A 26,075-nucleotide genomic window follows, 5' to 3' on the forward strand; every position below is an offset into this window, starting at 1 on the left:
TGGCGACAACGTCACTGTAGACGTCGAGCTGATCGTTCCGATCGCGATGGAAGAAAAGCTGCGCTTCGCTATCCGCGAAGGCGGCCGTACCGTCGGCGCCGGCATCGTCGCCTCGATCGTCGAGTAATCGAAAGACCGGCCGTTTCGCCTGAAGCGGCCGATTCGATGACATTATTATGATGCAAGCGGCGCTAGCCGCTTGCTTATTACAGAGAAATGTTGCACATGGCGCGCGAGCGCGATTTGCGCCCTGCTTCGTTCATTGGAGCGGGTGACTACAACAAGCAATAAGGTGGCCGTAAGGCCTGAAGACTGGATAGGGATGCCGCATTCCGGTGCCCCTCTCGATCTTTGAAACCGGTGGTCCGCCTTAGGAAAAAAGAACAACCCGTGTCTGCCTAACAGGCACGTGGGAAACAAACACAAGGATAACGTCGAATGAACGGCCAAAATATCCGCATTCGCCTGAAGGCGTTCGATCACCGCATTCTCGACGCTTCGACGCGCGAGATCGTGTCGACGGCGAAGCGCACCGGCGCAAGCGTCCGGGGCCCCGTTCCGCTTCCGACTCGCATCGAGAAGTTTACGGTCAACCGGTCCCCACACATCGACAAGAAGAGCCGCGAGCAGTTCGAGATGCGCACGCATAAGCGCCTCCTCGACATCGTAGATCCGACCCCGCAGACGGTAGACGCGCTGATGAAGCTCGATCTCGCCGCCGGTGTCGATGTTGAGATCAAGCTCTGAGCCTTGCTCGAGCGGATTTGGAAGGATTGAACCGATGCGTTCAGGTGTGATTGCACAGAAGGTGGGTATGACCCGCGTCTACAACGACGCTGGTGAACATGTCCCGGTAACAGTACTGCGTCTGGATGGCTGCCAGGTTGTGGCCCAGCGCACTGTTGAGAAGAACGGCTATGCCGCAGTCCAGCTCGGTGCTGGCACGGCGAAGGTCAAGAATACGTCGAAGGCGATGCGCGGTAACTTTGCTGTTGCCAACGTCGAGCCGAAGGCCAAGCTTACGGAATTCCGCGTCACGGAAGACAATCTCCTCGAGGTTGGCACCGAGCTCAAGGCTGGTCACTTCGCAGCTGGTCAGCTCGTCGATGTGACGGGCACGACGATCGGTAAGGGCTTTGCCGGCGTCATGAAGCGCCACAATTTTAGTGGTGGCCGTGCTACGCATGGTAACTCGGTTTCGCACCGCTCGCACGGTTCGACCGGTCAGCGCCAGGATCCCGGTAAGGTATTCAAGAACAAGAAGATGGCTGGTCACATGGGCCAGACGCGCGTAACGACTCAGAACCTGGAAGTGGTTTCGACCGACGAAGATCGTGGTCTGATCCTGATCAAGGGTGCAGTACCCGGTTCCAAGGGTGCCTGGATCATCGTGCGCGATGCCGTCAAATCGGCAGCGAAGTAAGGGAGCCGGACCAATGGAATTCAACGTCAAGACCCTCGAGGGAAAAGACGCAGGGAAGGTTTCTCTTTCTGACGCGATTTTCGGTCTCGAGCCCCGCGAAGACATTCTCGCCCGCGTCATCCGCTGGCAGCTTGCCAAGAAGCAGCAGGGCACGCACCAGGCAAAGGGCCGCGCGGACGTCTCGCGCACCGGCGCCAAGATGTACAAGCAGAAGGGTACGGGCCGCGCTCGTCACCATTCGGCTCGCGCTCCGCAGTTTCGCGGCGGTGGTAAGGCCCACGGCCCGGTCGCTCGCAGCCACGAACACGACCTTCCGAAGAAGATTCGCGCTCTCGGTCTGCGTCACGCCCTCTCGGCCAAGCTGAAGTCCGACGATGTCATCATCATCGACAGCCTGGTTGCTGCAGAAGCAAAGACCAAGGCACTGGCATCGGCTTTCGAGACGCTCGGCCTGACCAACGCGCTCTTCATCGGCGGCGCTGAACTTGATGGCAACTTCAAGCTCGCAGCTCAGAACATCCCGAACATCGATGTTCTGCCGATCCAGGGCATCAACGTTTACGACATCGTGCGCCGCGGCAAGCTCGTGCTTTCCAAGGCTGCCGTCGAAGCTCTAGAGGAGCGTTTCAAGTGACCGACCTTCGCCACTATGATGTGATCGTCTCGCCGGCGATCACCGAAAAGTCCACGCTGGTATCGGAAAACAACCAGGTTGTTTTCAACGTCGCCAAGAAGGCGTCGAAGCCGGAAATCAAGGCTGCAGTCGAGGCGCTGTTCGGCGTCAAGGTCACGGCCGTCAACACTCTGCTCCGCAAGGGCAAGACCAAGCGTTTCAAAGGTTTTGTCGGCAAGCAGCAGGACGTGAAGAAGGCAGTTGTGACGCTGGCTGAAGGCCAGACGATCGACGTCTCCACCGGTCTCTGAGGAATAATAAAATGGCATTGAAAACATTCAATCCTACGACCCCGAGCCAGCGTCAGCTGGTCATCGTCGACCGCTCCTCGCTCTACAAGGGCAAGCCGGTCAAGGCGCTGACGGAAGGTCTGACCAAGAGCGGCGGTCGTAACAACCTCGGCCGCATCACCGCCCGCTTCATCGGCGGCGGTCACAAGCGCACCTACCGTCTGGTCGACTTCAAGCGTCGCAAGTTCGACGTTGAAGGCACTGTCGATCGTATCGAATACGATCCGAACCGCACGGCTTTCATTGCGCTGGTGACCTATGCTGACGGCGAAAAGGCCTACATCCTCGCTCCGCAGCGCCTCGCTGCCGGCGACAAGGTCATCGCTTCCGAGAAGGCTGTCGACGTAAAGCCCGGCAACACGATGCCGCTGCAGTTCATCCCGGTCGGCTCCATCATCCACAACGTGGAAATGAAGCCGGGCAAGGGTGGTCAGATCGCTCGCTCCGCCGGTTCCTACGCACAGCTCGTCGGTCGCGACCAGGGCATGGCGATCCTTCGCCTGAACTCTGGCGAACAGCGCCTCGTGCACGGCACCTGCCTTGCTTCGATCGGTGCGGTTTCGAATCCGGATCACGCCAACATCAACGACGGCAAGGCCGGTCGTACTGTTTGGCGCGGCAAGCGTCCGCATAACCGCGGTGTCGTCATGAACCCTGTCGACCACCCGCACGGCGGTGGTGAAGGCCGCACCTCTGGTGGTCGTCACCCGGTTACTCCGTGGGGCAAGCCGACCAAGGGCAAGCGCACCCGGTCGAACAAGTCGACCGACAAGATGATCATGCGCTCGCGTCATCAGCGTAAGAAGTAAGAGAGGAAGTCTCCAATGGCTCGTTCAGTATGGAAAGGTCCGTTCGTTGACGGCTATCTTCTCAAGAAGGCTGAGAAGGTTCGTGAAGGCGGACGTGCAGAAGTAATCAAGATCTGGAGCCGTCGCTCCACGATCCTGCCGCAGTTCGTCGGTCTCACCTTCGGCGTCTACAACGGCAGCAAGCATGTTCCGGTCAGCGTCAATGAAGACATGGTCGGTCACAAATTCGGTGAATTCTCTCCGACCCGGACCTACTACGGTCACGGTGCGGACAAGAAGGCAAAGAGGAAGTAACAATGGGCAAGGCAAAAGCCGAACGCCGGCTGAAGGACAACGAGGCGCAAGCAGTCGCCCGCACGCTCCGCGTCAGCCCACAGAAGCTCAACCTCGTTGCTGCGGTTATCCGCGGCAAGAAGGTCGATCGTGCACTCGCTGAGCTGGAATTCTCCCGCAAGCGTATCGCAGGCGCCGTCAAGAAGACGCTCGAGTCTGCGATCGCCAACGCCGAGAACAACCACGACCTCGACGTCGACTCCCTGGTCGTCGCCGAAGCCTATGTCGGCAAGTCGATCGTCATGAAGCGTTTCCACGCTCGTGGCCGCGGCCGCGCTTCTCGCATCGAGAGGCCGTTTGCGCACCTGACGATCGTTGTCCGCGAAGTGCAGGCACAAGAGGAGGCCGCATAATGGGTCAGAAAATTAATCCAATCGGTTTCCGTCTTGGCATCAACCGTACCTGGGATAGCCGCTGGTTTGCGGACAATGCCGAGTACGGTCAGCTGCTGCACGAAGACCTGAAGATGCGCAAGTTCGTGATGAGCGAACTGAAGCAGGCTGGTATCGCCAAGGTGGTCATCGAGCGTCCGCACAAGAAGTGCCGTGTCACGATCCACTCGGCTCGTCCGGGCCTGATCATCGGCAAGAAGGGCGCAGACATCGACAAGCTCCGCAAGAAGCTGTCGGACATGACGAATTCCGAAACGCATCTCAACATCGTTGAAGTTCGCAAGCCGGAAGTCGACGCTACGCTCGTCGCACAGTCGATCGCTCAGCAGCTCGAGCGTCGTGTTGCTTTCCGTCGCGCCATGAAGCGTGCCGTTCAGTCTGCAATGCGTCTTGGCGCCGAAGGCATCAAGATCACCTGCGCAGGCCGTCTCGGCGGTGCTGAAATCGCTCGTACGGAATGGTACCGCGAAGGTCGCGTTCCGCTGCACACGCTGCGCGCTGACATCGACTACGGCACAGCTGAAGCGGAAACCGCCTTTGGCATCTGCGGCATCAAGGTTTGGATCTTCAAGGGCGAAATCCTTGAGCACGATCCGATGGCCTCCGAGCGCCGCGCACTCGAGGGTGACGCTCAGGGTCCGGCAAGCCGTGATCGCGATCGTCGCCGCGACAACGCCTAATAGCGTTGGTGGATAAGTTCGGAGAATAAGAAAATGTTGCAGCCAAAGCGTACCAAGTACCGCAAGCAATTCAAGGGCCGCATCAAGGGCGTCGCCAAGGGTGGTTCTGACCTGGCCTTCGGCGAATTCGGCCTTAAGGCTCAAGAGCCGAACCGCGTGAATGCACGCGAGATCGAGGCGGCCCGCCGCGCGATCACGCGTTACATGAAGCGCGCCGGCCGTGTATGGATCCGCGTGTTCCCGGATGTTCCGGTAACCGCAAAGCCGACCGAAGTCCGTATGGGTAAGGGCAAGGGCTCTGTCGAATACTGGGCATGCAAGGTCAAGCCAGGCCGTATGATGTTCGAAATCGACGGCGTCAGCGAAGAAATCGCTCGTGAAGCGCTTCGCCTCGGCTCTGCCAAGCTCTCGGTCAAGACGCGCTTCGTTCAGCGTATTGCAGAGTAAGGAGCAAGGCACATGAAAGCCGAAGAAGTACGCGGCCTCACGGCCGATCAGCTCAAGGACAAGCTCGCCGACCTGAAGAAGGAGCAGTTCAACCTGCGCTTCCAGAAGGCAACCGGTCAGCTGGAAAAGTCCTCGCGCATCAACGAAGTCCGTAAGGACATCGCCCGCGTGAAAACCATTGCCCGCCAGAAGGCGGCAGAAGCAAAGGCGTAAAGGAAAACATCATGCCGAAGCGCATTCTGCAGGGCGTTGTCGTTGGCGACAAGAACGAGAAGACTGTCGTAGTTCGCGTTGAGCGTCGTTTCGCTCACCCGCTGCTCCAGAAGACCGTTCGTCGTTCCAAGAAGTACAAGGCCCACGACGAAAACAACCAGTACAAGATCGGCGATACCGTATCCATCGAGGAATGCGCGCCGATTTCCAAGGACAAGCGCTGGACGGTCGTTTCCGCCCAGGCCAAGTAAGATTTTTGCGCGAGGCCTTGCGTCTCGCGGAAATATCTGTATGAAGCAGCGTCAGAACGCTCGTTCGTCGAGCGTTCTTTTGCTTTGAGCGCACGGAAGGTCCCGACGGGAAACCACCCTGGCACGATCGATCCCGCGCTATTCAAGCTATTGCCGTGTTTTCGCCTGTCCTTGTGGCAAGCGGCCGGCTGACAATTTTCATAAGCCGGGGTAGGGGGCGAAAGCCCAACCATTCCGGTAAACCAAAAAGGCGACCTGATATGATTCAGATGCAAACAAACCTCGACGTGGCGGATAATTCCGGCGCACGTCGTGTCATGTGCATCAAGGTGCTGGGCGGCTCGAAGCGCAAGTATGCCGGGATCGGCGACATTATTGTCGTTTCGATCAAGGAAGCGATCCCGCGCGGCCGAGTGAAGAAGGGTGACGTGATGAAGGCGGTGGTTGTTCGTACCGCCAAGGAAATCCGTCGCGTTGATGGCAGCATCATCCGCTTCGACACGAATGCAGCAGTCCTCATCGACAACAAGAAAGAGCCGATCGGCACCCGTATCTTCGGACCGGTTCCGCGCGAACTTCGCGCCAAGAACCACATGAAGATCATCTCGCTGGCTCCCGAAGTACTGTAAGGAGCGCGAAGGATGCAAAAGATTCGTAAGGGCGACAAGGTCGTCATGCTCGCAGGCAAGGACAAGGGCCGTACCGGCGAAGTCCTTCAGGTTCTGCCCAAGGAAGATCGCGCCGTTGTTCGTGGCGTCAACGTCGTAAAGCGCCACCAGCGCCAGACGCAGAGCCAGGAAGCCGGCATCATCAGCAAGGAAGCTTCGGTTCACCTGTCCAACGTCGCAATCGTCGACAAGGACGGCAAGCCGACCCGCGTTGGCTTCAAGGTTGTTGACGGCAAGAAGGTCCGTGTGGCCAAGCGTTCCGGTGAGGTGATCTGATGGCTGACGCAAAGTACGAGCCACGGCTCAAGAAGGAATATGTCGAGCGCATTCGTGCGGCGATGCAGGAGAAGTTCTCCTACGCCAACGAGATGATGATTCCGAAGCTCGACAAGATCGTAATCAACATGGGTGTTGGTGAAGCAACGGCTGATTCGAAGAAGCCGACTGTTGCTGCAGCCGACCTGGCCGCTATTGCCGGCCAGAAGCCGGTCATCACCCGTGCACGCAACTCCATCGCTGGCTTCAAGGTCCGCGAGCAGATGCCGATCGGCGCAAAGGTCACCCTGCGCGGCGCTCGCATGTACGAGTTCCTGGACCGTCTCGTGAACATCGCGCTTCCGCGGGTTCGCGACTTCCGCGGCCTGAACCCGAAAAGCTTTGACGGCCGTGGCAACTTCGCCATGGGCATCAAGGAGCACATTGTGTTCCCTGAGATCAACTACGACAAGGTTGATCAGATGTGGGGCATGGACATCATCGTTTGCACGACGGCAACGAAGGACGACGAAGCGCGGGCTCTCCTGACAGAGTTCAACTTCCCGTTCCGTCAGTAACCGTAACGACGAGCGTAGAAAAGGAACCGCACATGGCGAAGACAAGCGCAGTTGAAAAGAACAAGCGCCGCCGTACTACGGTCGCTAACCAGGCTGCCAAGCGCGCAGCTCTGAAGGCGATCATCATGAACCAGGCTCTTCCGATCGAAGAGCGGTTCAAGGCCTCGATCAAGCTGGCATCCCTGCCGCGCGATGGATCCAAGACCCGCATTCGCAACCGTTGCGAAGTATCGGGCCGTCCGCGCGCATACTACCGCAAACTGCGCATGTCGCGTATCGCGCTGCGTGAACTCGGCAATCTCGGCAAGGTGCCGGGCATCGTCAAGTCGAGCTGGTAAGGAGCAGGTTAGATGACAATGACTGATCCGTTGGGCGATATGCTCACTCGCATCCGTAACGGCGCTTCTCGCCGCAAGTCGTCGGTCTCGACGCCTGCTTCGAAGCTCCGCGCACGTGTTCTCGATGTTCTGCAGTCTGAAGGCTACATCCGTGGCTACTCCGTTGTCGATTTCGGCAATGGCAAGTCTGAGCTCAACATCGAACTCAAGTACTATGAAGGCGCATCGGTGATCCGTGAGATCGGCCGTGTGTCCAAGCCGGGCCGCCGGGTTTATGTCTCGGTCAAGTCCATTCCGCAGGTCGCGAACGGCCTCGGCATCACTATCCTTTCGACCCCGAAGGGCGTGATGGCCGATCACCAGGCTCGCGAACAGAACGTTGGTGGCGAGGTTCTTTGCTCGGTCTTCTAAGGCTGAGCAGGGATCTCCATAGCGAACAGACAGGATATAAAAATGTCTCGTATCGGTAAAAAGCCCGTTCAGGTGCCTGCTGGGATCACGGCTACGGTCGATGGCCAGAAGGTTACCGCTAAGGGCCCGAAGGGCGAGCTGTTCTTCGTCGCAAACGACGAAGTCGGCGTGAAGCTCGAAAATAATGCGGTCGTCGTGACGCCGCTCAGCCAGACGAAGAATGCTCGTGCAAAGTGGGGCATGTCCCGCACGATGATCGAGAACATCTTCAAGGGCGTTAAGGACGGCTTTGAGCGCAAGCTCGAAATCAACGGCGTCGGTTACCGCGCGTCGCTTCAGGGCAAGAACCTGCAGCTGGCACTCGGCTTCAGCCATGACGTTGTGTATGAGCCGCCGCAGGGCATCACGATCACTGTGCCGAAGCCGACGGAAATCGTCGTCACCGGCATCAACAAGCAGCAGGTCGGCCAGGTTGCCGCTGAAATCCGCGAATACCGCGGTCCTGAGCCTTACAAGGGCAAGGGCGTCAAGTATGCCGAAGAGCGGATCGTCCGCAAAGAAGGCAAGAAGAAGTAAGGATCACGCGAAATGGCTAGCAGGAAAGAAGCACTTGCACGTCGTGCCAACCGCGTGCGTCGTCACCTCAAGTCGGTGGCCAACGGCCGTCCGCGCCTGTCGGTTCATCGCTCGTCGAAGAACATCTATGCTCAAGTCATTGACGATGTCGCTGGTAAGACGCTTGCGTCTGCCTCGACCCTCGACAAGGACCTGCGCGGTTCTCTGAAGACCGGTGCTGACACGGCAGCAGCTGCCCTCGTAGGCAAGCTCGTTTCTGAGCGCGCCTCGAAGGCAGGCGTCAAGGACGTCGTATTCGACCGTGGCGCCTTCATCTACCACGGCCGCATCAAGGCCCTGGCAGAAGCAGCCCGCGAAGGCGGTCTGTCCTTCTAATAAAGTTTCCGGCCGGCAGCCTTAGGGTACCGGCCGGATATCACCGGACCGCAGGCGTCCCGAAAAGGGGAGGCCGATGCGGTCCTCGTTTTGTTTGCCGATTGCACCCGGAAAAGAAAAAGGAAGAGGACAATGGCACAGGAAAGAAGGCCGCAGCGGGAAGACCGCCAGGCCCGTGAAGAGCGCGATAGCGAATTCGTCGACAAGCTGGTCGCGATTAACCGCGTTGCCAAGGTTGTTAAGGGTGGCCGCCGTTTCGGTTTCGCCGCTCTCGTCGTCGTTGGTGACCAGAAGGGCCGCGTTGGCTTCGGTCACGGCAAGGCACGCGAAGTGCCGGAAGCAATCCGCAAGGCGACTGAAGCTGCCAAGCGCGAACTGATCTTCGTACCGCTGCGTGACGGCCGTACGCTGCATCACGACGTTCATGGCCGCCATGGCGCCGGCAAGGTTCTGCTTCGTTCGGCCAAGGTCGGTACCGGTATCATCGCCGGTGGTCCGATGCGCGCTGTTTTCGAAACGCTCGGCGTTCACGACGTTGTCGCCAAGTCGACCGGTTCCTCGAACCCATACAACATGGTTCGCGCTACCTTCGACGCTCTGAAGCACCAGGTTCACCCGAAGGACATCGCAGCTCAGCGCGGCATCAAGTATGCAACGCTCCAGGCTCGCCGTGCCGCTTCTGGCAATGCCTCTGAAGAATAAGAGGAGTCTGACAGATGGCTAAGGCTACCAAGAAGACTGAAGCGAAGACGGTTATTGTCGAACAGATCGGCAGCCCGATTCGTCGTCCGGACGTCCAGCAGCGCACGCTGATCGGCCTCGGACTCAACAAGATGCACCGTCGCCGCACGCTGGAAGATACTCCTTCCGTTCGTGGCATGATCCGTGCTGTCCAGCATCTCGTTCGCGTCGTCGACGAGAAGTAAGCCGGGAGATTCGCTATGAAACTCAATGAAATTAAAGACAACGAAGGTTCGACCCACAGCCGCAAGCGCCTCGGCCGCGGTATTGGTTCGGGCTCGGGCAAGACCGGTGGTCGCGGTGTGAAGGGTCAGAAGTCCCGTTCCGGCGTCGCTATCAACGGTTTCGAAGGCGGTCAGATGCCAATCTACCGTCGCCTGCCGAAGCGCGGCTTCAACAACATTTTCAAGGCCGACTTCGTCGTCGTGTCGCTTGAGCGTGTTCAGGCTGCGATCGACGCTGGCAAGCTCGACGCCAAGTCCACGGTTGATGCAGCAGCTCTCAAGGCTGCCGGCGTTATCCGTCGCGTCAAGGACGGCGTTCGCGTTCTCGCCGACGGCGAGCTGAAGGCAAAGGTCAAGTTCGAAGTTGCTGGCGCTTCCAAGCCGGCTGTCGAAAAGATCGAAAAAGCTGGCGGTTCCGTCACGCTTCTTTCTGCCGCAGCTGCAGAATAATTAATCTTATGATAAGTCGCCCGGGGTGCTTCACACCGGGCGATTTTGCTCCCATATGTGAGCCTCACAAAACCGGCTGGACGCACGTGCGTCATGGACGGTAGGAACGAACACAAGGGTGAGGCATAGGTTGCGTTCGCAATCCGTCCGAAACCCGCTTTTGAAATAATTCAGAATGCTGATACCGGGTCCTGCACCTCGCTTGGCTAGAGCCCGGAATTGGTAGCGCGGAGAATCGCATGGCGTCTGCAGCGGAACAGTTGGCTTCTAACCTCAATTTCTCGACCTTCGCCAAAGCCGAGGATCTCAAGAAGCGCCTGTGGTTCACACTGGCAGCTCTCCTCGTGTACCGGCTCGGTACCCACATTCCGCTCCCCGGCCTCAATCCAGAAGCTTATGCCCAGGCCTTCCGTGGCCAGGCAGGCGGCATTCTCGGCCTCTTCAACATGTTCTCGGGCGGCGCCGTGCAGCGCATGGCAATCTTTGCGCTCGGCATCATGCCTTACATTTCCGCTTCGATCATCGTGCAGCTGATGACTTCGGTCGTTCCGGCGCTCGAAAACCTGAAGAAGGAAGGCGAACAGGGCCGCAAGATCATCAACCAGTATACGCGCTACGGCACGGTACTCCTCGGTGCGCTTCAGGCTTACGGCATTTCCGTCGGTCTTGAGAGCGGCAACGGCCTTGTTGTCGATCCTGGCATCTTCTTCCGCATTTCGACGGTCGTGACCCTGCTCGGCGGCACGATGTTCCTGATGTGGCTCGGCGAGCAGATCACCTCGCGCGGCATCGGCAACGGCATCTCGTTGATCATCTTCGCCGGTATCGCCGCAGGCCTTCCGCAGGCTCTTGCCGGCACCCTCGAACTTGGCCGCACCGGCGCCCTGTCGACGACGCTGATTCTCGCCGTCATCGTCATTGCGATCGCCGTTATCGCGATCATCGTTTTCGTCGAGCGTGCGCAGCGCCGCCTGCTGATCCAGTATCCGAAGCGCCAGGTCGGCAACCGCATGTTCCAGGGCGACACGTCGCACCTGCCGCTGAAGCTCAACACCTCGGGCGTTATCCCGGCGATCTTCGCGTCTTCGCTGCTGCTGCTGCCGGCGACCGTTGCAGGCTTTGCCAACACGACCGCACTGCCGGCCTGGGCGACCTCGATCGTCGCCGCGCTCGGCCACGGCCAGCCGCTCTATATGCTGCTCTACGGCCTGCTGATCGCTTTCTTCGCCTTCTTCTATACCGCTATCGTCTTCAATCCGAAGGACACCGCCGACAATCTGAAGAAGCATGGCGGCTTCATCCCGGGTATTCGCCCGGGCGAGCGGACTGCTGAGTATATCGACTACGTGCTGACCCGCATTACGGTGATTGGCGCGATCTACCTCGTCTTCGTGTGCATTCTGCCTGAAATTCTTGTGTCTCAGACAGGCATTCCTTTGTCCTTGGGTGGCACTTCGCTCTTGATCGTGGTTAGCGTAACTCTCGATACGGTGGCGCAGATTCAGGGTCATCTGATCGCACAGCAGTATGAAGGCCTGATCAAGAAATCGAAGTTGCGCGGAGGAAAGAGGGGGCGATGAGACTCATACTGTTAGGGCCGCCGGGCGCGGGTAAGGGGACCCAGGCTCAGCGGATCGTGGAGAAGTACGGAATTCCGCAACTTTCCACGGGTGACATGCTGCGTGCTGCCGTTGCGGCTGGCACGGAGGTGGGCAAGCGTGCAAAGGCCGTCATGGATGCTGGCAAGCTTGTTTCCGATGAGATTGTCAATGCCATCGTCTCCGAGCGTCTGGATGCACCGGACTGCACCAAGGGTTTCATTCTCGACGGTTACCCGCGCACGCTGGTTCAGGCCGACGCAACGGAAGCCATTCTGAAAAGCAAGGGTCTTGAGCTCTCGACCGTGATCGAGATCCAGGTTGACGACAACGTCCTCGCTGACCGTGTCTCGGGACGCTATACCTGCGCCAACTGCGGTGCAGGCTATCACGACACCAACGTCAAGCCGAAGATTGAAGGCGTTTGCGACCGCTGCGGTTCGACTCACTTCAAGCGGCGCCCGGATGACAACCGCGAAACGGTCGTCACGCGCCTGCAGGCTTACTACAAGGAAACATCTCCATTGATCGGCTACTTCTATGCCAAGGGCAAGCTGAAGTCGGTTGATGGCATGGCGGATATCGATCACGTCACCAGCGAGATCGATAAGATACTTTCGAAGCTTTAGTCTTTGAAAATAAACTTGGCGGAAGCGGTTGCTTTTCAGCACTGATTCCGCTAAACACCGCGCCAACTCGCGACATTTATGCGATCGGCGCGGATTTCCAGAGAAGTCCGGGTTCGGTCGTTTTGACATGTACGAACCCAAATCTGAACGAGCGGCCGGTTCGGCTGCATAACGAAAAGCCTCTTGCCGGATGGCAACGGGAACGCAAGGAGAATAGGCGTGGCACGTATCGCTGGCGTCAACATCCCGACTGCGAAGCGCGTCGTTATCGCGCTGACCTACATTCACGGGATCGGTCCAAAATTCGCGCAGGAAATCATGGAGAAGGTTGGCCTGTCGGCTGACAAGCGCGTCCATCAGCTGACGGACTCCGAGGTTCTGCAGATCCGTGAAACCATCGACCGTGACTATCAGGTCGAAGGCGATCTGCGTCGCGAAACCTCGATGAACATCAAGCGTCTGATGGACCTCGGCTGCTACCGTGGCCTGCGTCATCGTCGTGGCCTTCCGGTCCGCGGCCAGCGCACGCACACCAATGCCCGCACCCGCAAGGGTCCGGCAAAGGCCATCGCTGGTAAGAAGAAGTAATTTCCGGGAAACCGGAGGTGAGGGGGCTGGCGGTCTGCGCCGGCCTCTTTTGAGTTTGGGGCAGGGCCGTAAGGTCTCGTTCCGGTGTAGCCGCTGGTATTACGGCGGTGCAGAGATCCAAGAAAGGGATTTAAATGGCCAAGGAAGCCGTACGCGTTCGTCGTCGCGAACGTAAAAACATTTCGTCGGGTGTTGCCCACGTCAACTCGACCTTCAACAACACGATGATCACCATCACCGACGCTCAGGGCAACGCCATTGCCTGGTCGTCTGCTGGCGCCAAGGGCTTCAAGGGCTCGCGCAAGTCGACCCCGTTCGCTGCTCAGATCGCTGCTGAAGACTGCGCCAAGAAGGCTCAGGAACATGGCATGAAGTCGCTGGAAGTCGAAGTTTGCGGCCCGGGTTCGGGTCGTGAATCCGCTCTGCGCGCGCTCCAGGCTGCTGGTTTCATGATCACGTCCATCCGTGACGTGACGCCGATCCCGCACAATGGTTGCCGCCCGCGCAAGAAGCGCCGCGTCTGATCATCGCCATTCACAACACCGGTGAGCGGGTTTTCGCTCCCGGTGCTTCTCAAGCTCGGTTGCCACGATTGGATGGTGGTAACGAACGGAAGGCAAAAATATGATTCAGAAAAACTGGCAGGAATTGATCAAGCCGAACAAGGTCGAGTTCTCTTCGAGCTCGCGCACCAAGGCGACGCTCGTAGCAGAGCCGCTGGAGCGCGGTTTCGGCCTCACCCTCGGCAACGCGCTTCGCCGCGTTCTGCTGTCCTCGCTGCGCGGTGCCGCAGTGACGGCTGTGCAGATCGATGGCGTGCTGCATGAGTTCTCGTCGATCCCGGGCGTCCGCGAAGACGTCACGGACATCGTCCTCAACATCAAGGAAATCGCCATCAAGATGGATGGCGATGACGCAAAGCGCATGGTCGTGCGTAAGCAGGGCCCGGGCGTTGTAACGGCTGGCGACATCCAGACGGTCGGCGATATCGAAATCCTCAACCCCGAGCATGTCATCTGCACGCTCGACGAGGGCGCCGAAATCCGCATGGAATTCACCGTCAACAACGGCAAGGGCTACGTTCCGGCCGACCGCAATCGTGCGGAAGATGCTCCGATCGGTCTCATCCCGGTCGACAGCCTTTATTCGCCGGTCAAGAAGGTGTCCTACAAGGTTGAAAACACCCGAGAAGGACAGGTTCTCGACTACGACAAGCTGAACATGACGATCGAAACCGATGGTTCGATCTCCGGCGAAGATGCCGTCGCTTTCGCGGCTCGCATCCTCCAGGATCAGCTTGGCGTGTTCGTCAACTTCGACGAGCCGCAGAAGGAAGCCGAAGAAGAAGCCGTCACCGAACTCGCTTTCAACCCGGCGCTCCTCAAGAAGGTGGACGAACTCGAACTGTCCGTTCGCTCGGCAAACTGCCTGAAGAACGACAACATCGTCTACATCGGCGACCTCATTCAGAAGACCGAAGCAGAAATGCTCCGCACGCCGAATTTTGGTCGCAAGTCGCTGAACGAAATCAAGGAAGTTCTCGCTTCCATGGGCCTGCACCTCGGCATGGAAGTGCCGGCATGGCCGCCTGAGAACATCGAAGATCTCGCCAAGCGCTACGAAGACCAATACTAACCATCAAACGGCGGGCGAGATGCCTGCATGTGAAGGAGAATAGCAATGCGCCACGGTAAATCCGGCCGCAAGCTGAACAGAACCGCTAGCCACCGCAAGGCAATGTTTGCCAACATGGCGGCTTCGCTCATCACCCATGAGCAGATCGTGACGACCCTGCCGAAGGCAAAGGAAATCCGTCCGATCGTTGAAAAGCTCGTCACCCTCGGCAAGCGGGGCGACCTGCATGCTCGTCGTCAGGCGATCTCGCAGATCCGCGACGCCGCTGTTGTTTCGAAGCTCTTCGACACGATCGCTTCGCGCTACGCAACCCGCAACGGCGGTTACCTGCGTATCATGAAGGCTGGCTTCCGCCAGGGCGACAACGCCGCTCTCGCCGTCATCGAGTTCGTTGACCGCGACACCTACGCCAAGGGCGCAGCCGACAAGGCTCGCGTTGAAGCCGAAGCTGCAGCTGAAGCCGCTTAATCCTTTCCGGTTTGCCGGAAGCAAAACAGCCGGGCTGCAAAGCCCGGCTGTTTTCGTTTGTAGCCCTTGCTGGGCACGGGAGACGGCGGTCGTGGACGGGGTCGTCGTGTTTCCACCAAGACAAGGCGTATTCAGGAGCGGATCGCTGCCCTTGGATGCAGCCGCAGGCCAATGCTGTATCGTGCTGCCGCTTGGCATGTTGAGCAGTCTTGAGATCGGAGCTAGCTTGGTGTTCCCGCCAACGTCTCAAGGAGTGGGCGCTTGATAGACCATATAACCGTTGCTGTGAGTGACTTGGCAAAGAGCAAGCTCTTCTATGAGAAGGCGCTTGCACCGCTAGGATACAAACTTTCCTTCGGAAAGGAGAGCGTGTTCTGGGCCTTCGATATCGGCAATGGGTGCCTTTTCGAGATCCAGCAGGTCGACAGCCAGCCGCCTTTGACGAGTGTGCACGTCGCCTTTCGCACTCGAGGCAAGGCCGAAGTTGATGCGTTTTATCACGCCGCGCTTGATGCTGGCGCAAAGGACAATGGCGCCCCCGGCCCACGCCCACAATATGCATCAGGCTATTACGCCTCCTTCGTTCTCGATCCCGATGGCTACAACATCGAAGCCATGATCAATCAGCCAGCGACAGAATCGTGATTGGTCGCTAGCCGATAGTCGAAGGAGCGTGCGCAAATCATGAGGCGGTCGCTGCAGCCCGTGTGCGCTGGCGGCCCTGGCCGCGTTTCCTGCTCCGCGCGATCGGCCGCCATGAGCGGTAGAGGATCAGCAGGATGATCACCGTGACATAGACGTATTGCTCGAGGTCGATGACCTTCGTCGATAGCGCAAAGTGTACGGCGCCGGCAGCGGCGATGATGTAGACGAGGCGATGCAGCCGGACCCAGTTCGGTCCGAGGCGGCGGATCGAAAGATTGTTCGACGTCACGGCAAGCGGAACGAGCATGACGAACCCGGCCATGCCGAACATGATGAAGGGCCGCTTCAGCACGTCGTTGAGCACAGCTGAGAGATCAAGTGCCTGGTCCAGCACCATGTAAACAGTCAAATGCATCGCCACGTAATAGAAACAGAGGAGCCCAAGCGCGCGGCGATAGCGCAGATAGTTCCAGCCGAACAGATCGCGGGCAGGGCTGACGGCGAGCGTCAGGATAAGGAAGCGGATCGCCCAAAGGCCGAGGAACAGTTCGAAGGTCTTTACCGGATCGGCGCCGAGCTGATCGGTCGCGCCGAGATAGAAGGTCCATGCGGCGGGCAACAGGCCGATAGCATAGAGCGCCCAGACAGAGGCCGATTGCCACCGCTTCGCAAGGCTGAGCGAAAATCCCGGCATCAGAAGTTCTTCCGAAGATCCATGCCGCTATAGAGGCTGGCGACCTCGTCGGCATAGCCGTTGAACGGCAGGGTGGGGTGGCGGCTGGCGCCAAAAAAGCCGCTTTCGCCGATGCGCCGTTCCGTCGCCTGGCTCCAGCGTGGGTGATCGACCTCCGGATTGACGTTGGCAAAGAAGCCATACTCCTGGGGATTGGTCACCTGCCAGGTGTTCTTCGGCTCCTTATCCGTCAGGGTGATCCGGACGATCGACTTGATGCCCTTGAAGCCATACTTCCATGGCACGACCAGCCGGATCGGCGCGCCGTTCTGGTTCGGCAAGGTCTGACCATAAAGACCGACGGCGAGCAGGGCGAGTGGGTGACGCGCTTCGTCGAGCCGCAGGCCTTCGACATAGGGCCAGTCGAGCGATTGGAAGATGCCTTTCTGTCCCGGCATCTCTTCTGGCCGCACGACCGTTTCGAAGGCGACGTACTTTGCGCTTCCGAGCGGCTCGACTTGGTTGAGCAGGGAAGCAAGCGGAAAGCCATCCCACGGAATGACCATCGACCACGCCTCGACACAACGCATGCGGTAGGTGCGGCTCTCGATCGGGAATTCCTTGATCAGCGCTTCGACATCGAACGTGCCGGGCTTGTTGACCATGCCGTCAACCTTAATCGTCCAAGGCAGCGGTTTAAAGTCGCCGGAGAGCGCAGCGGGATCGCCCTTATCCAGGCCGAATTCGTAGAAATTGTTGTAGGTCGTGACGGCCTTCAGGGGTGTCGTCTTCTCATCGACCGTATATTTGCTTTCGACGACCGACAGTGCCGCTGCACTGGCCTTGCCGGCTCCGTACAGCGCCATGGCGCCCAGCGTCGCAGCGCCGAGGAATTCGCGGCGGCGCAGATAGAGTTGTTGCGGCGTAATCTCCGAGGATGCGATCTTGGGGGGGCGATAGGCTGGCATCGGAAACCTCCTGAGCAAGTAAGCTCGGTATAAACCTTCAACGCATTAAACACATCTTTAGATCATTGTTTATGCCCACAGGCACGGCTGCGAAAAGCCAACTTTTTGTGTTCGCTGCTTGATGCAATAGTCTGTAACGAAACGACTGCCGTGACCGTATAAGCTCGATGTGCCCAGGAGCCGAAGCGTACCGGTTTCGGCCTTCCCGGTAGTGACAGCCCACACCGTTTGGATTAGGACAATTCCAAAAAACGGCGACAACCCGGCCGCTTGAAGCCTGCGACCCGCAATCGCCGACGATTTCCGACACGTAAGGAATACGCCAATGCCAGCCTACCGTTCCAGAACCACGACCCACGGCCGCAACATGGCGGGTGCGCGCGGCCTTTGGCGCGCCACGGGCATGAAGGATTCGGATTTCGGCAAGCCGATTATTGCGGTGGTGAACTCCTTCACCCAGTTCGTGCCTGGCCACGTCCATCTCAAGGACCTTGGTCAACTCGTGGCCCGCGAAATCGAAGCTGCTGGTGGCGTCGCCAAGGAATTCAACACGATCGCCGTCGACGACGGCATCGCGATGGGCCATGACGGCATGCTCTATTCGCTGCCGTCGCGCGAACTGATTGCCGACAGCGTCGAATACATGGTCAACGCCCACTGCGCCGACGCGATGGTCTGCATCTCCAACTGTGACAAGATCACGCCCGGCATGCTGATGGCCTCACTCCGCCTCAACATCCCGACCGTCTTCGTCTCCGGTGGCCCAATGGAAGCCGGCAAGGTCGTCCTGCATGGCAAGACCCACGCGCTCGACCTCGTCGACGCCATGGTTGCCGCCGCCGACGACAAGATCAGTGATGAGGACGTCAAGGTCATCGAACGGTCTGCCTGTCCGACCTGCGGCTCGTGCTCGGGCATGTTTACCGCCAACTCCATGAACTGCCTGACCGAAGCGCTCGGCCTGTCGCTGCCCGGCAACGGCTCGACGCTCGCAACGCATGCCGATCGCAAGCGCCTGTTCGTCGAAGCTGGTCACCTGATCGTCGATCTCGCGCGCCGTTACTACGAGCAGGACGACGTCAAGGCTCTGCCGCGCACGATCGCGTCCAAGAAGGCGTTCGAGAACGCGATGGCCCTCGATATCGCCATGGGTGGTTCGACGAATACCGTCCTGCACATCCTCGCGGCTGCTCACGAAGGCGAGATCGATTTCACGATGGCCGACATCGACGCCTTGTCGCGCCGCGTTCCCTGCCTCTCCAAGGTCGCACCGGCAAAGAGTGATGTCCATATGGAAGATGTTCACCGCGCCGGCGGCATCATGTCGATCCTCGGCGAGCTGGACAAGGGCGGCCTGCTGAACCGCGAATGCCCGACGGTCCATGCCGAAACGCTCGGCGACGCGATCGACCGCTGGGACATTACCCGCACCAACAGCGAGACGGTCCGTAACTTCTACCGCGCCGCGCCCGGCGGCATCCCCACCCAAGTCGCCTTTAGTCAGGAAGCGCGTTGGGACGATCTCGACACGGACCGCGAAAAGGGCGTTATCCGCTCCGTGGAGCATCCGTTCTCGAAGGACGGCGGTCTTGCTGTTCTGAAGGGCAACCTGGCGCTTGACGGCTGCATTGTGAAGACGGCAGGCGTTGACGAATCCATCCTGAAGTTCTCCGGCCCGGCCAAGGTCTACGAAAGCCAGGACGCGGCCGTGAAGGCCATCCTGTCGAACCAGGTCGTTGCCGGCGATGTCGTCGTCATCCGCTACGAGGGCCCGAAGGGTGGCCCCGGCATGCAGGAAATGCTCTATCCGACGAGCTACCTGAAATCGAAGGGCCTCGGGAAGGCTTGTGCGCTGATCACCGACGGCCGCTTCTCCGGCGGCACCTCCGGGCTTTCCATCGGCCACGTCTCGCCGGAAGCGGCAAACGGCGGTACGATCGGTCTGGTTCGCGAAGGTGACATGATCGACATCGACATCCCGAACCGCATCATCAGCCTGCGCGTCGACGACAAGGAGCTGGCGAACCGTCGTGCCGAGCAGGAGGAGAGGGGCTGGCATCCGGCCGAGCAGCGCAAGCGCAACGTCACGACGGCGCTGAAGGCTTATGCCGCCTTCGCAACCAGCGCCGATCGGGGAGCCGTTCGCGATCTCGGCAGCCGCTGAGCTTCTTGTCAAGAGAATGTGAAATGGACCGGTCGCTAAAGCGGCCGGTTTATTTTTTTGTAGGTTTCATCGAGCTGTTTCAGGCGCTCGTCATAGGCAGCCTTGATGCATGCCGCGTCTGCGGCGCATTCCTGGCGTTTCTTGAGCCAGGCCGTTTGCTCGTCCTGCAAGGTGCCGCGCGAGCCCATCGCCATAAGCCCAGACAGCAGGTTGAACGTCGTTACCATCTTCACATCGGCATCGTTCAGCGCGCGGTTTTCGCAGATCACTGTTTCATCCGGCTTCAGTTCCTTTGCGTCGCAATCAAAGCTCGCGGCATGGGAAGCGCCTGCCATGAGCGCTGAAAGGGTGAATGCTGCGACGGGGAAAAGCGTGGGGTGAAAAGCTCTCATGCATCAGTTCCTGTTTCATTGGGTCCAGCGACAAACATGATGCAGTTGGCCGACGCGGCAAGGACGGGTCCTGCTTTGGCTTAAAGGAATCGGTGGGCGAACGGCGCTTCAACAGCTTGGGCACCAGGAATGGGGCAGAGGTGCAACATGCTTCGAGCGCGATGTCTCCTTCGGGTGACTTCGGCTTGCCTTTGGCATTAGATATCAGTCGCATAGAGTTCGTTTTTGAATCAGTTTGCGAAGCTTGATCAGTAGTCCGTGAGCTGCCTTGTTCTTCCATGCTTCCGCCCTCTTTCCTTTCTAGCGTCCGGCGCTACAACGTGTTCAAGAGCGAATTTCAGAAGGAATCCCCATGCATGACCTGTTGAAGCGCACGGCCCTGCCTCTCGTGGCTCTGGTGCTTGCGCTGCCGGTTTCCGCCAATGCTCAAACCGCCAAGACCGTACCGCAGAGCCAGCTGGAGATGCAGCTCTCCTTCGCGCCGCTCGTCAAGCAGACGGCAGGCGCCGTTGTGAACGTCTATGCCGAAAAGACCGTCCGCAGGCAGTCGCCTTTCGGGGGCGACCCCTTCTTTGAAGAGTTCTTCGGTCAGCAGATGCCGAACCGAAGCGAGAAGCAGTCGTCGCTGGGATCGGGCGTCATCGTCGAGGCGAACGGAACGATCGTAACGAACAACCACGTCGTGGAAGGCGCGGATGACATCAAGGTCGCGCTTTCGGACGGGCGGGAGTTTCCGTGCAAGGTTGTCCTGCGAGATGACCGTGTCGACCTTGCCGTCCTCAAGGTCGACACCAAAGAGACCTTCCCGACGCTCGCGCTAGGCAATTCCGATGCCGTCGAGGTCGGTGATCTCGTCCTGGCGATCGGCAATCCCTTCGGTGTCGGCCAGACGGTCACCAGCGGTATCGTTTCGGCGCTGGCACGTAATCAGGTGGTCAAGAACGAGTTTGGCTTCTTCATTCAGACGGATGCGTCGATCAACCCCGGCAACTCCGGCGGCGCGCTGATGAACATGAATGGCGAGCTGATCGGGATCAACACGGCGATCTTCTCGCGCGGCGGCGGTTCGAACGGCATCGGCTTTGCGATCCCGGCCAATCTCGTGAAGGTGTTCCTTGCGTCTGCGGATGCCGGCGTGAAGTCCTTCGAGCGGCCCTATGTTGGCGCCACGTTCGATGCGGTGACGTCCGAGGTTGCCGAAGCGCTCGGCCTCAACAAGGCGCGCGGTGCGCTTGTCGTCAAGGTTACCGAGGGTGGCCCGGCGGCCAAGGCCGGATTGAAAGCCGGGCAGATCGTCTCCGCCGTCGATGGCATTCCGGTCGAGCATCCGGATGCGCTGCTCTATCGCCTGACCACGGTAGGGCTTGGCAAGTCGGTTAAATTGACCGTGGTCGAGAACGGCCGCGAGCAGCAGATCGCACTAGCGCTCGACAGAGCGCCCGAGACGGCGCCACGCGACCAGCGTACGATCGGTGGCCGCACGCCCTTCACGGGCGCTGTTGTCGAAAATCTCTCACCGCGTGTTGCCGACGAGCTGCGCATGCCTTCGGAATCGACCGGCGTCGTTGTTTCCGAGGTGAAGGAAGACTCCCTTGCCGCTCGCCTCGGCTTTGAGCCAAAAGACATCATAATCTCGATCAATGGCACGGAAGTGAAGAATACCAAGGAACTCGCAGCGATCGCCGACGAGGATCCCAGCTTCTGGCGCGTCGAGATCGAGCGCGATGGCCAGCGAATCCGACAGTTTTTCCGATGAGTGACGATCTCTTTGCACCGCGCATTCCCGAGGAGGTCGCCAACCGGCGGCCTCTTGCCGATCGCCTGCGGCCCCGCACGCTTTCGGAAGTCACTGGCCAGGAGCATCTGACCGGCGAAGACGGCGTGTTGCGGCGCATGATCGAGAGCGGTTCGCTCGGCTCGATGATTTTCTGGGGGCCGCCCGGCACCGGCAAGACGACTGTCGCCCGATTGTTGTCGGGCGAGGCGGGTCTCGCCTTCGAACAGATCTCCGCGATCTTTTCAGGCGTGGCCGATCTCAAGAAGGCATTCGAGGCGGCACGGCTGCGTCGAATGGATGGCCGGCAGACGCTGCTCTTCGTCGATGAGATTCATCGTTTCAACAGGGCGCAGCAGGATAGTTTCCTTCCGGTGATGGAGGACGGCACCGTCATCCTCGTGGGCGCCACCACCGAGAATCCCTCATTCGAGCTCAATGCGGCTTTGCTGTCCCGCGCACGGGTGCTGACCTTCAAGTCGCATGACGATGAAAGCCTCGAAGAATTGATGAAGCGTGCCGAGGCTGCCGAAGGCAAGGCGCTGCCGCTGACGGAAGACGCCCGTGTCAGTCTGCTTAGAATGGCGGACGGTGACGGACGCGCCGTTCTGACGCTTGCCGAGGAAGTATGGCGTGCCGCGCGCGAGAAGGAGACTTTTGATACGGAGGGCCTCACGCGCATCGTGCAGCGCCGCGCCCCGGTCTACGACAAGGCCCAGGATGGGCACTACAACCTCATCTCCGCGCTTCACAAGTCCGTCCGTGGCTCCGACCCCGATGCAGCGCTCTACTATCTCGCGCGCATGTTCGACGCCGGCGAAGATCCCCTTTATCTAGGCAGGCGCCTCGTTCGCATGGCTGTCGAGGACATCGGCCTTGCCGACCCGCAGGCGCTGGTGATCTGCAACGCGGCGAAGGACGCCTACGACTACCTGGGCTCACCCGAAGGCGAACTGGCATTGGCGCAGGCCTGCGTCTATCTCGCGACCGCACCGAAGTCGAACGCCGTCTATACGGCTTTCAAGGCCGCGACCATGGCCGCCAAGCAGAATGGTTCGCTTCTGCCGCCGAAGCACATCCTGAATGCGCCGACGAAGCTGATGAAGGGCGAGGGTTACGGCGAGGGCTATCGTTACGATCACGACGAGCCGGACGCCTTTTCGGGCCAGGATTACTTCCCGGAGAAAATGGGCCGACAGACCTTTTATGATCCACCAGAACGCGGCTTCGAGCGGGATATCCGCAAACGCCTTGAATGGTGGGCAAAGCTCAGGAAGGAGCGCAATCAGCGCTGATCAGGAGGCTCGCATCTGCCCTGCGGGAGCGACGAGCTTCACCGCTGATTCCGCAAGGCCATGATGGCCTTCCATGTCCACGACCAGATGCCAATGTCCGCTGTCGGGAATGGACAGACGGATGGGAGACTTCCGCGCGACGCCGCCGACATATTTGAAGTCGAGGACTTCGGTGAAGCGCTGATAGTTCGGCGCAGTCATCAGGCGCACATTCGCCACCGCGTTCAACGTCACCTCGATAATCGTCCCGGCGCGCTGTTCCTTCAGATCGTAGTGGGTAAAGCGAAAGTTTGGTTTCGGCATGGTCTCGTGGCATCTTCTCTACGCCAGCACCATAGGCCCTTCCAGTTAAGGAAGCGTTTGCCATTGGCGACGGGCCAGCTGGCCCGCCACCAATCACGATGTATCAGTGGATTTCCTTTTCGCCGCGCTCTAGCGCGCCGAACTGCAGGACGATGCCATCCGCGGCGCGGCAAATCTGCTCGGGCTTGTGATCGCATTCATCGGCTGCGAAATGGCGTGCTGCGTGTTCGCTGATGAAGACGCCTCCAACGAGCCCTTTGCGGTCCTGCACGACCCAGCGGCCATTTCGGTCTTGGCCGATGGTGAAGCGTGCAGAACCCTGGCGTTGGAGGGGTTCGATTGCGGACGCAGATTGAAGAGAGGGCATCGAATTTCCTTTCGAATTGTCTTCTGCGCTGGATTGCAGCGCTGTGCCACGCTCAGGAAGGTAGTGGTACTCGCATTCGCCTTCCATTGGCCGGTGATCAGGAAAATATAAAAATATCATATATATAAAGCGGCATCTTGAATCTCGGAAACGCGCGAGAGCGCCTGCGAAATAAGCTGTTCTCCATCGGCATCCAGGGCCAGAAGCGGCATTCGGACTTCCGGATCGATCGGCAACAATGTCCGCAACGCGTTCTTGATTGCAGCGGGGTCGGCCTCGGGGCCTAGCGCTCCTGTCAGTGGGGCCAGCCTGTCATCGAGCAAGCGCGCAGCTGGGAGATTGCCGCCGAGCGCCGCCTGCTGCAGCGAGGCATACAGACGCGGGTACACGTTCGCGCCAGCCGAGATGATGCTGTTGCCGCCGCTGCCGAGGAAGGAGAGGGCCGTTGCGTCGCGATCGGAAAGAAGCAGGAAGCGTTGACGCCAGAAGGGCACCGGGCACCTAGCGACGGCGTTGCCCTCCGCAAGGGCCAAGCCGACGATTGACGGGATATCGGCGAGCGCGGCGAGTGTCGGCAAGGTCATATCGATTGCCGTGCGCATCGGGTTGTTTTCGACGATCAAGGGAAGGCTCGTTGCGGTCGCGAGCTGAGCGAAGTGACCGACAATGCCCTTCTGTCCAGGCTTGGAATAGTACGGAAGCGTCACTAGGGCAGCACTGGCGCCAAGCTCCTCGGCGTCTAGCGTAAAGGCGATCGTCGTTGCCGTAGCGTTCGTGCCGGTTGCGGCAATGACGGGAACAAGATCGCCGGCAACGCGGACACAGGTCCGGATGACTGCGGCGCGCTCGCTTCTGGTGAGGGTCGGTCCTTCTCCGGTCAGTGTACAGACGGCAAGCCCGTCGACACCGCCGCGGATCTGTCGCTCCGCCAGTCGTTCCAGTGCGGGAAGGTCGAGTGCTCCGTCGCGAAACGGCGTGATGAGCGCGGTCGTGGTGGCGCCGAGGCGCAACGGTCTGTCAGCTGGCATGCTGCGCTCAAAGGCCGCCCAGAATGACGTAGAGTTCAACAGCGGCAAGCACGACCCCGAACAGGATGAGCGCCTGGGCCGTGCGTCGCTCGCGCATCTGCCGTTTCGGTGCCGGGCGGCGCGGGCGGGGGATCGGGGCATTGGGTAGCATGAAATCTCGCATGGCTTTCAACCTTCGCATTTCATGGGAAGGCTAACGCCATTCACGGTAGGAATTCCATTCGAGTACAAGCAGCGTGATATAGAAATCGTATAAAGACGCGGATCCGACGAAGGCGGCGGCGCCGGAGAAATACCATGAATTTCAGGCGATTAGCGGCGAGCTTGGATTCATCTTCTCAGGGTCTTGATTCAAAGTCGAAAGGTCGAAGACAACCTTAGGATTGATCTCTGCTGGGAAAGGCCGACATTATGCCGGCACCTTCAGGGAGGACTGCCAGAACAATGGATGGCCCAGTAATCGATACCGCGCTCGTGCGTCGGCTGATTGCCACGCAGTTTCCGGAGTGGGCTGATCTGGCGATCCGGCCCGTCGAGTTCGGCGGATGGGACAACAGGACATTCCACCTTGGCGCGGCGATGACGGTTCGGTTGCCGAGCGCTGCTCACTATGCCGAACAGGTCGCCAAGGAGCAGCAGTGGCTGCCGGTTCTTGCGCCGCAGCTGCCTCTGCCGATACCCGTGCCTCTGGCGATGGGGAGGGCGGACGAGAGCTATCCCTGGCCGTGGTCGGTTTATGAGTGGCGTGACGGTGAGACGGCGCTGACGGAACGCATCGACGACCTCAGTGAGTTCGCCACCACCCTGGCCGGTTTCCTCGATGCGTTGCAGGCGGTGGACGCCAGAGGGGGACCTCCGCCCGGCTCGCACAACTTTTTTCGCGGCGGATCGCTGTATGTCTACGACGCGCAAACGCGCGAGGCGCTTGTGCGTTTGGATGGTCGGATCGACACGCAACTGGCGACGGACGTCTGGGAAGCCGCGCTTTCGACTTCGTGGCAAGGCGCGCCTGTGTGGTTTCATGGCGACGTCGCCTATGGCAACCTTCTAGTCAGGAACGGTCGCCTCGATGCCGTGATCGATTTCGGGACGTCGGGCGTCGGCGACCCCGCCTGTGATCTCGCAATCACCTGGCACATGTTCGAGGGACAGAGCCGCCAGGTGTTTCGAAAGGCACGTCCGCTCGACGCGGGGACGTGGGCACGCGGCCGCGGATGGACGCTATGGAAGGCCCTGATCGTCGCCGCCGGCATGGCCGGCGCAAATCCCGTAGACGTCAGGAGATCTTGGCAGGTCATCGAAGACGTGCTGGCCGATTACCTGGCGTGGGCATGACGCTCTCGGAATTGCGCTGTCGAAAATAATGGCGGCTGGATGTCGGGAGAGAAGGTCCCGCTGCGTCCTATGGGGGAAGGTTAGTA

General features: G+C 59.6%; 39 protein-coding genes and 1 pseudogene. 33 read left to right on the forward strand and 7 right to left on the reverse strand.

Features of this window, described 5'->3' with window-relative positions:
• From tuf to IB244_RS16425, 29 genes and pseudogenes are all read left to right on the forward strand, one after another.
• A pseudogene (tuf, locus tag IB244_RS16285) lies at positions 1-127 on the forward strand (elongation factor Tu); the annotation flags it as partial.
• 311 nt (positions 128-438) lie between these two features.
• Positions 439-747, forward strand: coding sequence for a 30S ribosomal protein S10 (gene rpsJ, locus IB244_RS16290; protein ID WP_003547547.1), 309 nt, complete (start codon positions 439-441; stop codon positions 745-747).
• A 34-nt stretch (positions 748-781) separates the two neighbouring features.
• Positions 782-1,423 (forward strand): 50S ribosomal protein L3, encoded by a 642-nt coding sequence (rplC, locus tag IB244_RS16295; RefSeq protein ID WP_025659906.1) that lies wholly within the window; start codon positions 782-784, stop codon positions 1,421-1,423.
• Between the two features lie 13 nt (positions 1,424-1,436).
• Positions 1,437-2,057, forward strand: a complete 621-nt coding sequence (gene rplD / locus IB244_RS16300; protein ID WP_192304822.1) for a 50S ribosomal protein L4 — start codon at positions 1,437-1,439, stop codon at positions 2,055-2,057.
• On the forward strand, positions 2,054-2,347 hold the full coding sequence (locus tag IB244_RS16305) for a 50S ribosomal protein L23 (protein WP_016553551.1): 294 nt from the start codon (positions 2,054-2,056) through the stop codon (positions 2,345-2,347). Before rplD ends, IB244_RS16305 begins: the two co-directional genes overlap by 4 nt.
• 11 nt (positions 2,348-2,358) lie before the next feature.
• The gene (rplB, locus tag IB244_RS16310) at positions 2,359-3,195 is read left to right on the forward strand and encodes a 50S ribosomal protein L2 (protein WP_018857111.1); all 837 of its coding nucleotides are present in this window, start codon (positions 2,359-2,361) and stop codon (positions 3,193-3,195) included.
• Between the two features lie 15 nt (positions 3,196-3,210).
• Positions 3,211-3,489: a 30S ribosomal protein S19 gene (gene rpsS, locus IB244_RS16315; RefSeq protein WP_007531666.1), complete on the forward strand. Its 279-nt coding sequence runs from the start codon at positions 3,211-3,213 to the stop codon at positions 3,487-3,489.
• Between the two features lie 2 nt (positions 3,490-3,491).
• The gene (gene rplV / locus IB244_RS16320) at positions 3,492-3,881 is read left to right on the forward strand and encodes a 50S ribosomal protein L22 (RefSeq protein ID WP_018857110.1); all 390 of its coding nucleotides are present in this window, start codon (positions 3,492-3,494) and stop codon (positions 3,879-3,881) included.
• The gene (rpsC, locus tag IB244_RS16325; protein ID WP_018857109.1) at positions 3,881-4,600 is read left to right on the forward strand and encodes a 30S ribosomal protein S3; all 720 of its coding nucleotides are present in this window, start codon (positions 3,881-3,883) and stop codon (positions 4,598-4,600) included. Before rplV ends, rpsC begins: the two co-directional genes overlap by 1 nt.
• 33 nt (positions 4,601-4,633) lie before the next feature.
• Positions 4,634-5,047, forward strand: coding sequence for a 50S ribosomal protein L16 (rplP, locus tag IB244_RS16330; protein ID WP_003573792.1), 414 nt, complete (start codon positions 4,634-4,636; stop codon positions 5,045-5,047).
• Between the two features lie 12 nt (positions 5,048-5,059).
• A complete protein-coding gene (rpmC, locus tag IB244_RS16335) occupies positions 5,060-5,260 on the forward strand; it encodes a 50S ribosomal protein L29 (protein ID WP_007531673.1) in 201 nt (66 codons plus the stop codon).
• A gap of 11 nt (positions 5,261-5,271) precedes the next feature.
• Positions 5,272-5,511, forward strand: a complete 240-nt coding sequence (rpsQ, locus tag IB244_RS16340) for a 30S ribosomal protein S17 (protein WP_007787739.1) — start codon at positions 5,272-5,274, stop codon at positions 5,509-5,511.
• Positions 5,512-5,771: 260 nt separating this feature from the next.
• Positions 5,772-6,140, forward strand: coding sequence for a 50S ribosomal protein L14 (gene rplN / locus IB244_RS16345; protein WP_018857108.1), 369 nt, complete (start codon positions 5,772-5,774; stop codon positions 6,138-6,140).
• Positions 6,141-6,152: 12 nt separating this feature from the next.
• Entirely contained in the window at positions 6,153-6,455 is a 303-nt protein-coding gene (rplX, locus tag IB244_RS16350; RefSeq protein WP_007531676.1) for a 50S ribosomal protein L24, read from the forward strand.
• Complete coding sequence (gene rplE, locus IB244_RS16355) at positions 6,455-7,012, forward strand: 50S ribosomal protein L5 (RefSeq protein ID WP_016553557.1); 558 nt, start codon at positions 6,455-6,457, stop codon at positions 7,010-7,012. The genes rplX and rplE overlap by 1 nt, the downstream gene beginning before the upstream one ends.
• Positions 7,013-7,044: 32 nt before the next feature.
• Complete coding sequence (gene rpsN, locus IB244_RS16360) at positions 7,045-7,350, forward strand: 30S ribosomal protein S14 (RefSeq protein WP_003573787.1); 306 nt, start codon at positions 7,045-7,047, stop codon at positions 7,348-7,350.
• Positions 7,351-7,362: 12 nt separating this feature from the next.
• Entirely contained in the window at positions 7,363-7,761 is a 399-nt protein-coding gene (rpsH, locus tag IB244_RS16365) for a 30S ribosomal protein S8 (protein ID WP_004674934.1), read from the forward strand.
• Positions 7,762-7,803: 42 nt separating this feature from the next.
• Positions 7,804-8,337 carry a 50S ribosomal protein L6 gene (gene rplF, locus IB244_RS16370; protein ID WP_018857107.1) on the forward strand — a complete coding sequence of 178 codons (534 nt, stop codon included), beginning with the start codon at positions 7,804-7,806 and terminating at the stop codon, positions 8,335-8,337.
• A gap of 12 nt (positions 8,338-8,349) precedes the next feature.
• On the forward strand, positions 8,350-8,712 hold the full coding sequence (gene rplR, locus IB244_RS16375) for a 50S ribosomal protein L18 (protein WP_192304824.1): 363 nt from the start codon (positions 8,350-8,352) through the stop codon (positions 8,710-8,712).
• Between the two features lie 132 nt (positions 8,713-8,844).
• Positions 8,845-9,414, forward strand: coding sequence for a 30S ribosomal protein S5 (rpsE, locus tag IB244_RS16380; protein ID WP_007531680.1), 570 nt, complete (start codon positions 8,845-8,847; stop codon positions 9,412-9,414).
• A gap of 14 nt (positions 9,415-9,428) precedes the next feature.
• Positions 9,429-9,638, forward strand: a complete 210-nt coding sequence (rpmD, locus tag IB244_RS16385; protein WP_018857105.1) for a 50S ribosomal protein L30 — start codon at positions 9,429-9,431, stop codon at positions 9,636-9,638.
• Between the two features lie 15 nt (positions 9,639-9,653).
• Positions 9,654-10,127, forward strand: a complete 474-nt coding sequence (rplO, locus tag IB244_RS16390) for a 50S ribosomal protein L15 (protein WP_016553563.1) — start codon at positions 9,654-9,656, stop codon at positions 10,125-10,127.
• A 239-nt stretch (positions 10,128-10,366) separates the two neighbouring features.
• On the forward strand, positions 10,367-11,707 hold the full coding sequence (secY, locus tag IB244_RS16395; protein ID WP_018857104.1) for a preprotein translocase subunit SecY: 1,341 nt from the start codon (positions 10,367-10,369) through the stop codon (positions 11,705-11,707).
• A complete protein-coding gene (locus IB244_RS16400) occupies positions 11,704-12,354 on the forward strand; it encodes an adenylate kinase (protein ID WP_026371777.1) in 651 nt (216 codons plus the stop codon). Before secY ends, IB244_RS16400 begins: the two co-directional genes overlap by 4 nt.
• Positions 12,355-12,573: 219 nt before the next feature.
• Positions 12,574-12,942: a 30S ribosomal protein S13 gene (gene rpsM / locus IB244_RS16405; RefSeq protein ID WP_016553566.1), complete on the forward strand. Its 369-nt coding sequence runs from the start codon at positions 12,574-12,576 to the stop codon at positions 12,940-12,942.
• Positions 12,943-13,076: 134 nt separating this feature from the next.
• The gene (gene rpsK / locus IB244_RS16410) at positions 13,077-13,466 is read left to right on the forward strand and encodes a 30S ribosomal protein S11 (RefSeq protein ID WP_003547577.1); all 390 of its coding nucleotides are present in this window, start codon (positions 13,077-13,079) and stop codon (positions 13,464-13,466) included.
• Between the two features lie 100 nt (positions 13,467-13,566).
• Positions 13,567-14,577 (forward strand): DNA-directed RNA polymerase subunit alpha, encoded by a 1,011-nt coding sequence (locus tag IB244_RS16415; RefSeq protein WP_007531694.1) that lies wholly within the window; start codon positions 13,567-13,569, stop codon positions 14,575-14,577.
• 45 nt (positions 14,578-14,622) lie between these two features.
• Positions 14,623-15,045 carry a 50S ribosomal protein L17 gene (gene rplQ / locus IB244_RS16420; protein ID WP_192304825.1) on the forward strand — a complete coding sequence of 141 codons (423 nt, stop codon included), beginning with the start codon at positions 14,623-14,625 and terminating at the stop codon, positions 15,043-15,045.
• A 261-nt stretch (positions 15,046-15,306) separates the two neighbouring features.
• Positions 15,307-15,690: a VOC family protein gene (locus IB244_RS16425; RefSeq protein WP_026371776.1), complete on the forward strand. Its 384-nt coding sequence runs from the start codon at positions 15,307-15,309 to the stop codon at positions 15,688-15,690.
• A gap of 37 nt (positions 15,691-15,727) precedes the next feature.
• Here the strand turns inward: IB244_RS16425 and msrQ are convergent, their stop codons facing one another.
• Both msrQ and msrP read right to left on the reverse strand, forming a co-directional pair.
• Positions 15,728-16,384: a protein-methionine-sulfoxide reductase heme-binding subunit MsrQ gene (gene msrQ, locus IB244_RS16430; RefSeq protein ID WP_018857100.1), complete on the reverse strand. Its 657-nt coding sequence runs from the start codon at positions 16,382-16,384 to the stop codon at positions 15,728-15,730.
• Complete coding sequence (msrP, locus tag IB244_RS16435; RefSeq protein ID WP_192304827.1) at positions 16,384-17,331, reverse strand: protein-methionine-sulfoxide reductase catalytic subunit MsrP; 948 nt, start codon at positions 17,329-17,331, stop codon at positions 16,384-16,386. The genes msrQ and msrP overlap by 1 nt, the downstream gene beginning before the upstream one ends.
• 325 nt (positions 17,332-17,656) lie before the next feature.
• Here msrP and ilvD point away from each other — a divergent pair, with 325 nt between their 5' ends.
• Positions 17,657-19,495, forward strand: a complete 1,839-nt coding sequence (gene ilvD, locus IB244_RS16440) for a dihydroxy-acid dehydratase (RefSeq protein ID WP_018857098.1) — start codon at positions 17,657-17,659, stop codon at positions 19,493-19,495.
• A 35-nt stretch (positions 19,496-19,530) separates the two neighbouring features.
• Here the strand turns inward: ilvD and IB244_RS16445 are convergent, their stop codons facing one another.
• Positions 19,531-19,830, reverse strand: coding sequence for a lysozyme inhibitor LprI family protein (locus tag IB244_RS16445; protein ID WP_245267949.1), 300 nt, complete (start codon positions 19,828-19,830; stop codon positions 19,531-19,533).
• A 409-nt stretch (positions 19,831-20,239) separates the two neighbouring features.
• Here IB244_RS16445 and IB244_RS16450 point away from each other — a divergent pair, with 409 nt between their 5' ends.
• Both IB244_RS16450 and IB244_RS16455 read left to right on the forward strand, forming a co-directional pair.
• A complete protein-coding gene (locus tag IB244_RS16450; RefSeq protein WP_018857096.1) occupies positions 20,240-21,643 on the forward strand; it encodes a DegQ family serine endoprotease in 1,404 nt (467 codons plus the stop codon).
• The gene (locus tag IB244_RS16455) at positions 21,640-22,956 is read left to right on the forward strand and encodes a replication-associated recombination protein A (RefSeq protein ID WP_018857095.1); all 1,317 of its coding nucleotides are present in this window, start codon (positions 21,640-21,642) and stop codon (positions 22,954-22,956) included. Before IB244_RS16450 ends, IB244_RS16455 begins: the two co-directional genes overlap by 4 nt.
• Here the strand turns inward: IB244_RS16455 and IB244_RS16460 are convergent, their stop codons facing one another.
• The 4 genes from IB244_RS16460 to IB244_RS16475 all read right to left on the reverse strand — a co-directional run bounded on the left by IB244_RS16460 (position 22,957) and on the right by IB244_RS16475 (position 24,805).
• Complete coding sequence (locus IB244_RS16460; protein ID WP_018857094.1) at positions 22,957-23,259, reverse strand: DUF1883 domain-containing protein; 303 nt, start codon at positions 23,257-23,259, stop codon at positions 22,957-22,959.
• Between the two features lie 103 nt (positions 23,260-23,362).
• The gene (locus IB244_RS16465) at positions 23,363-23,626 is read right to left on the reverse strand and encodes a hypothetical protein (RefSeq protein ID WP_051085589.1); all 264 of its coding nucleotides are present in this window, start codon (positions 23,624-23,626) and stop codon (positions 23,363-23,365) included.
• Positions 23,627-23,742: 116 nt separating this feature from the next.
• Entirely contained in the window at positions 23,743-24,654 is a 912-nt protein-coding gene (locus tag IB244_RS16470) for a dihydrodipicolinate synthase family protein (protein ID WP_192241570.1), read from the reverse strand.
• Between the two features lie 7 nt (positions 24,655-24,661).
• The gene (locus IB244_RS16475; protein ID WP_156828753.1) at positions 24,662-24,805 is read right to left on the reverse strand and encodes a hypothetical protein; all 144 of its coding nucleotides are present in this window, start codon (positions 24,803-24,805) and stop codon (positions 24,662-24,664) included.
• Positions 24,806-25,098: 293 nt separating this feature from the next.
• Here IB244_RS16475 and IB244_RS16480 point away from each other — a divergent pair, with 293 nt between their 5' ends.
• Complete coding sequence (locus tag IB244_RS16480; protein ID WP_192241572.1) at positions 25,099-25,989, forward strand: aminoglycoside phosphotransferase family protein; 891 nt, start codon at positions 25,099-25,101, stop codon at positions 25,987-25,989.
• Positions 25,990-26,075: the final 86 nt, after the last annotated feature.

Origin of the sequence: Rhizobium sp. RHZ02, assembly GCF_014851575.1 — a bacterium.
In the GTDB taxonomy this organism is placed as follows: domain Bacteria; phylum Pseudomonadota; class Alphaproteobacteria; order Rhizobiales; family Rhizobiaceae; genus Rhizobium; species Rhizobium altiplani.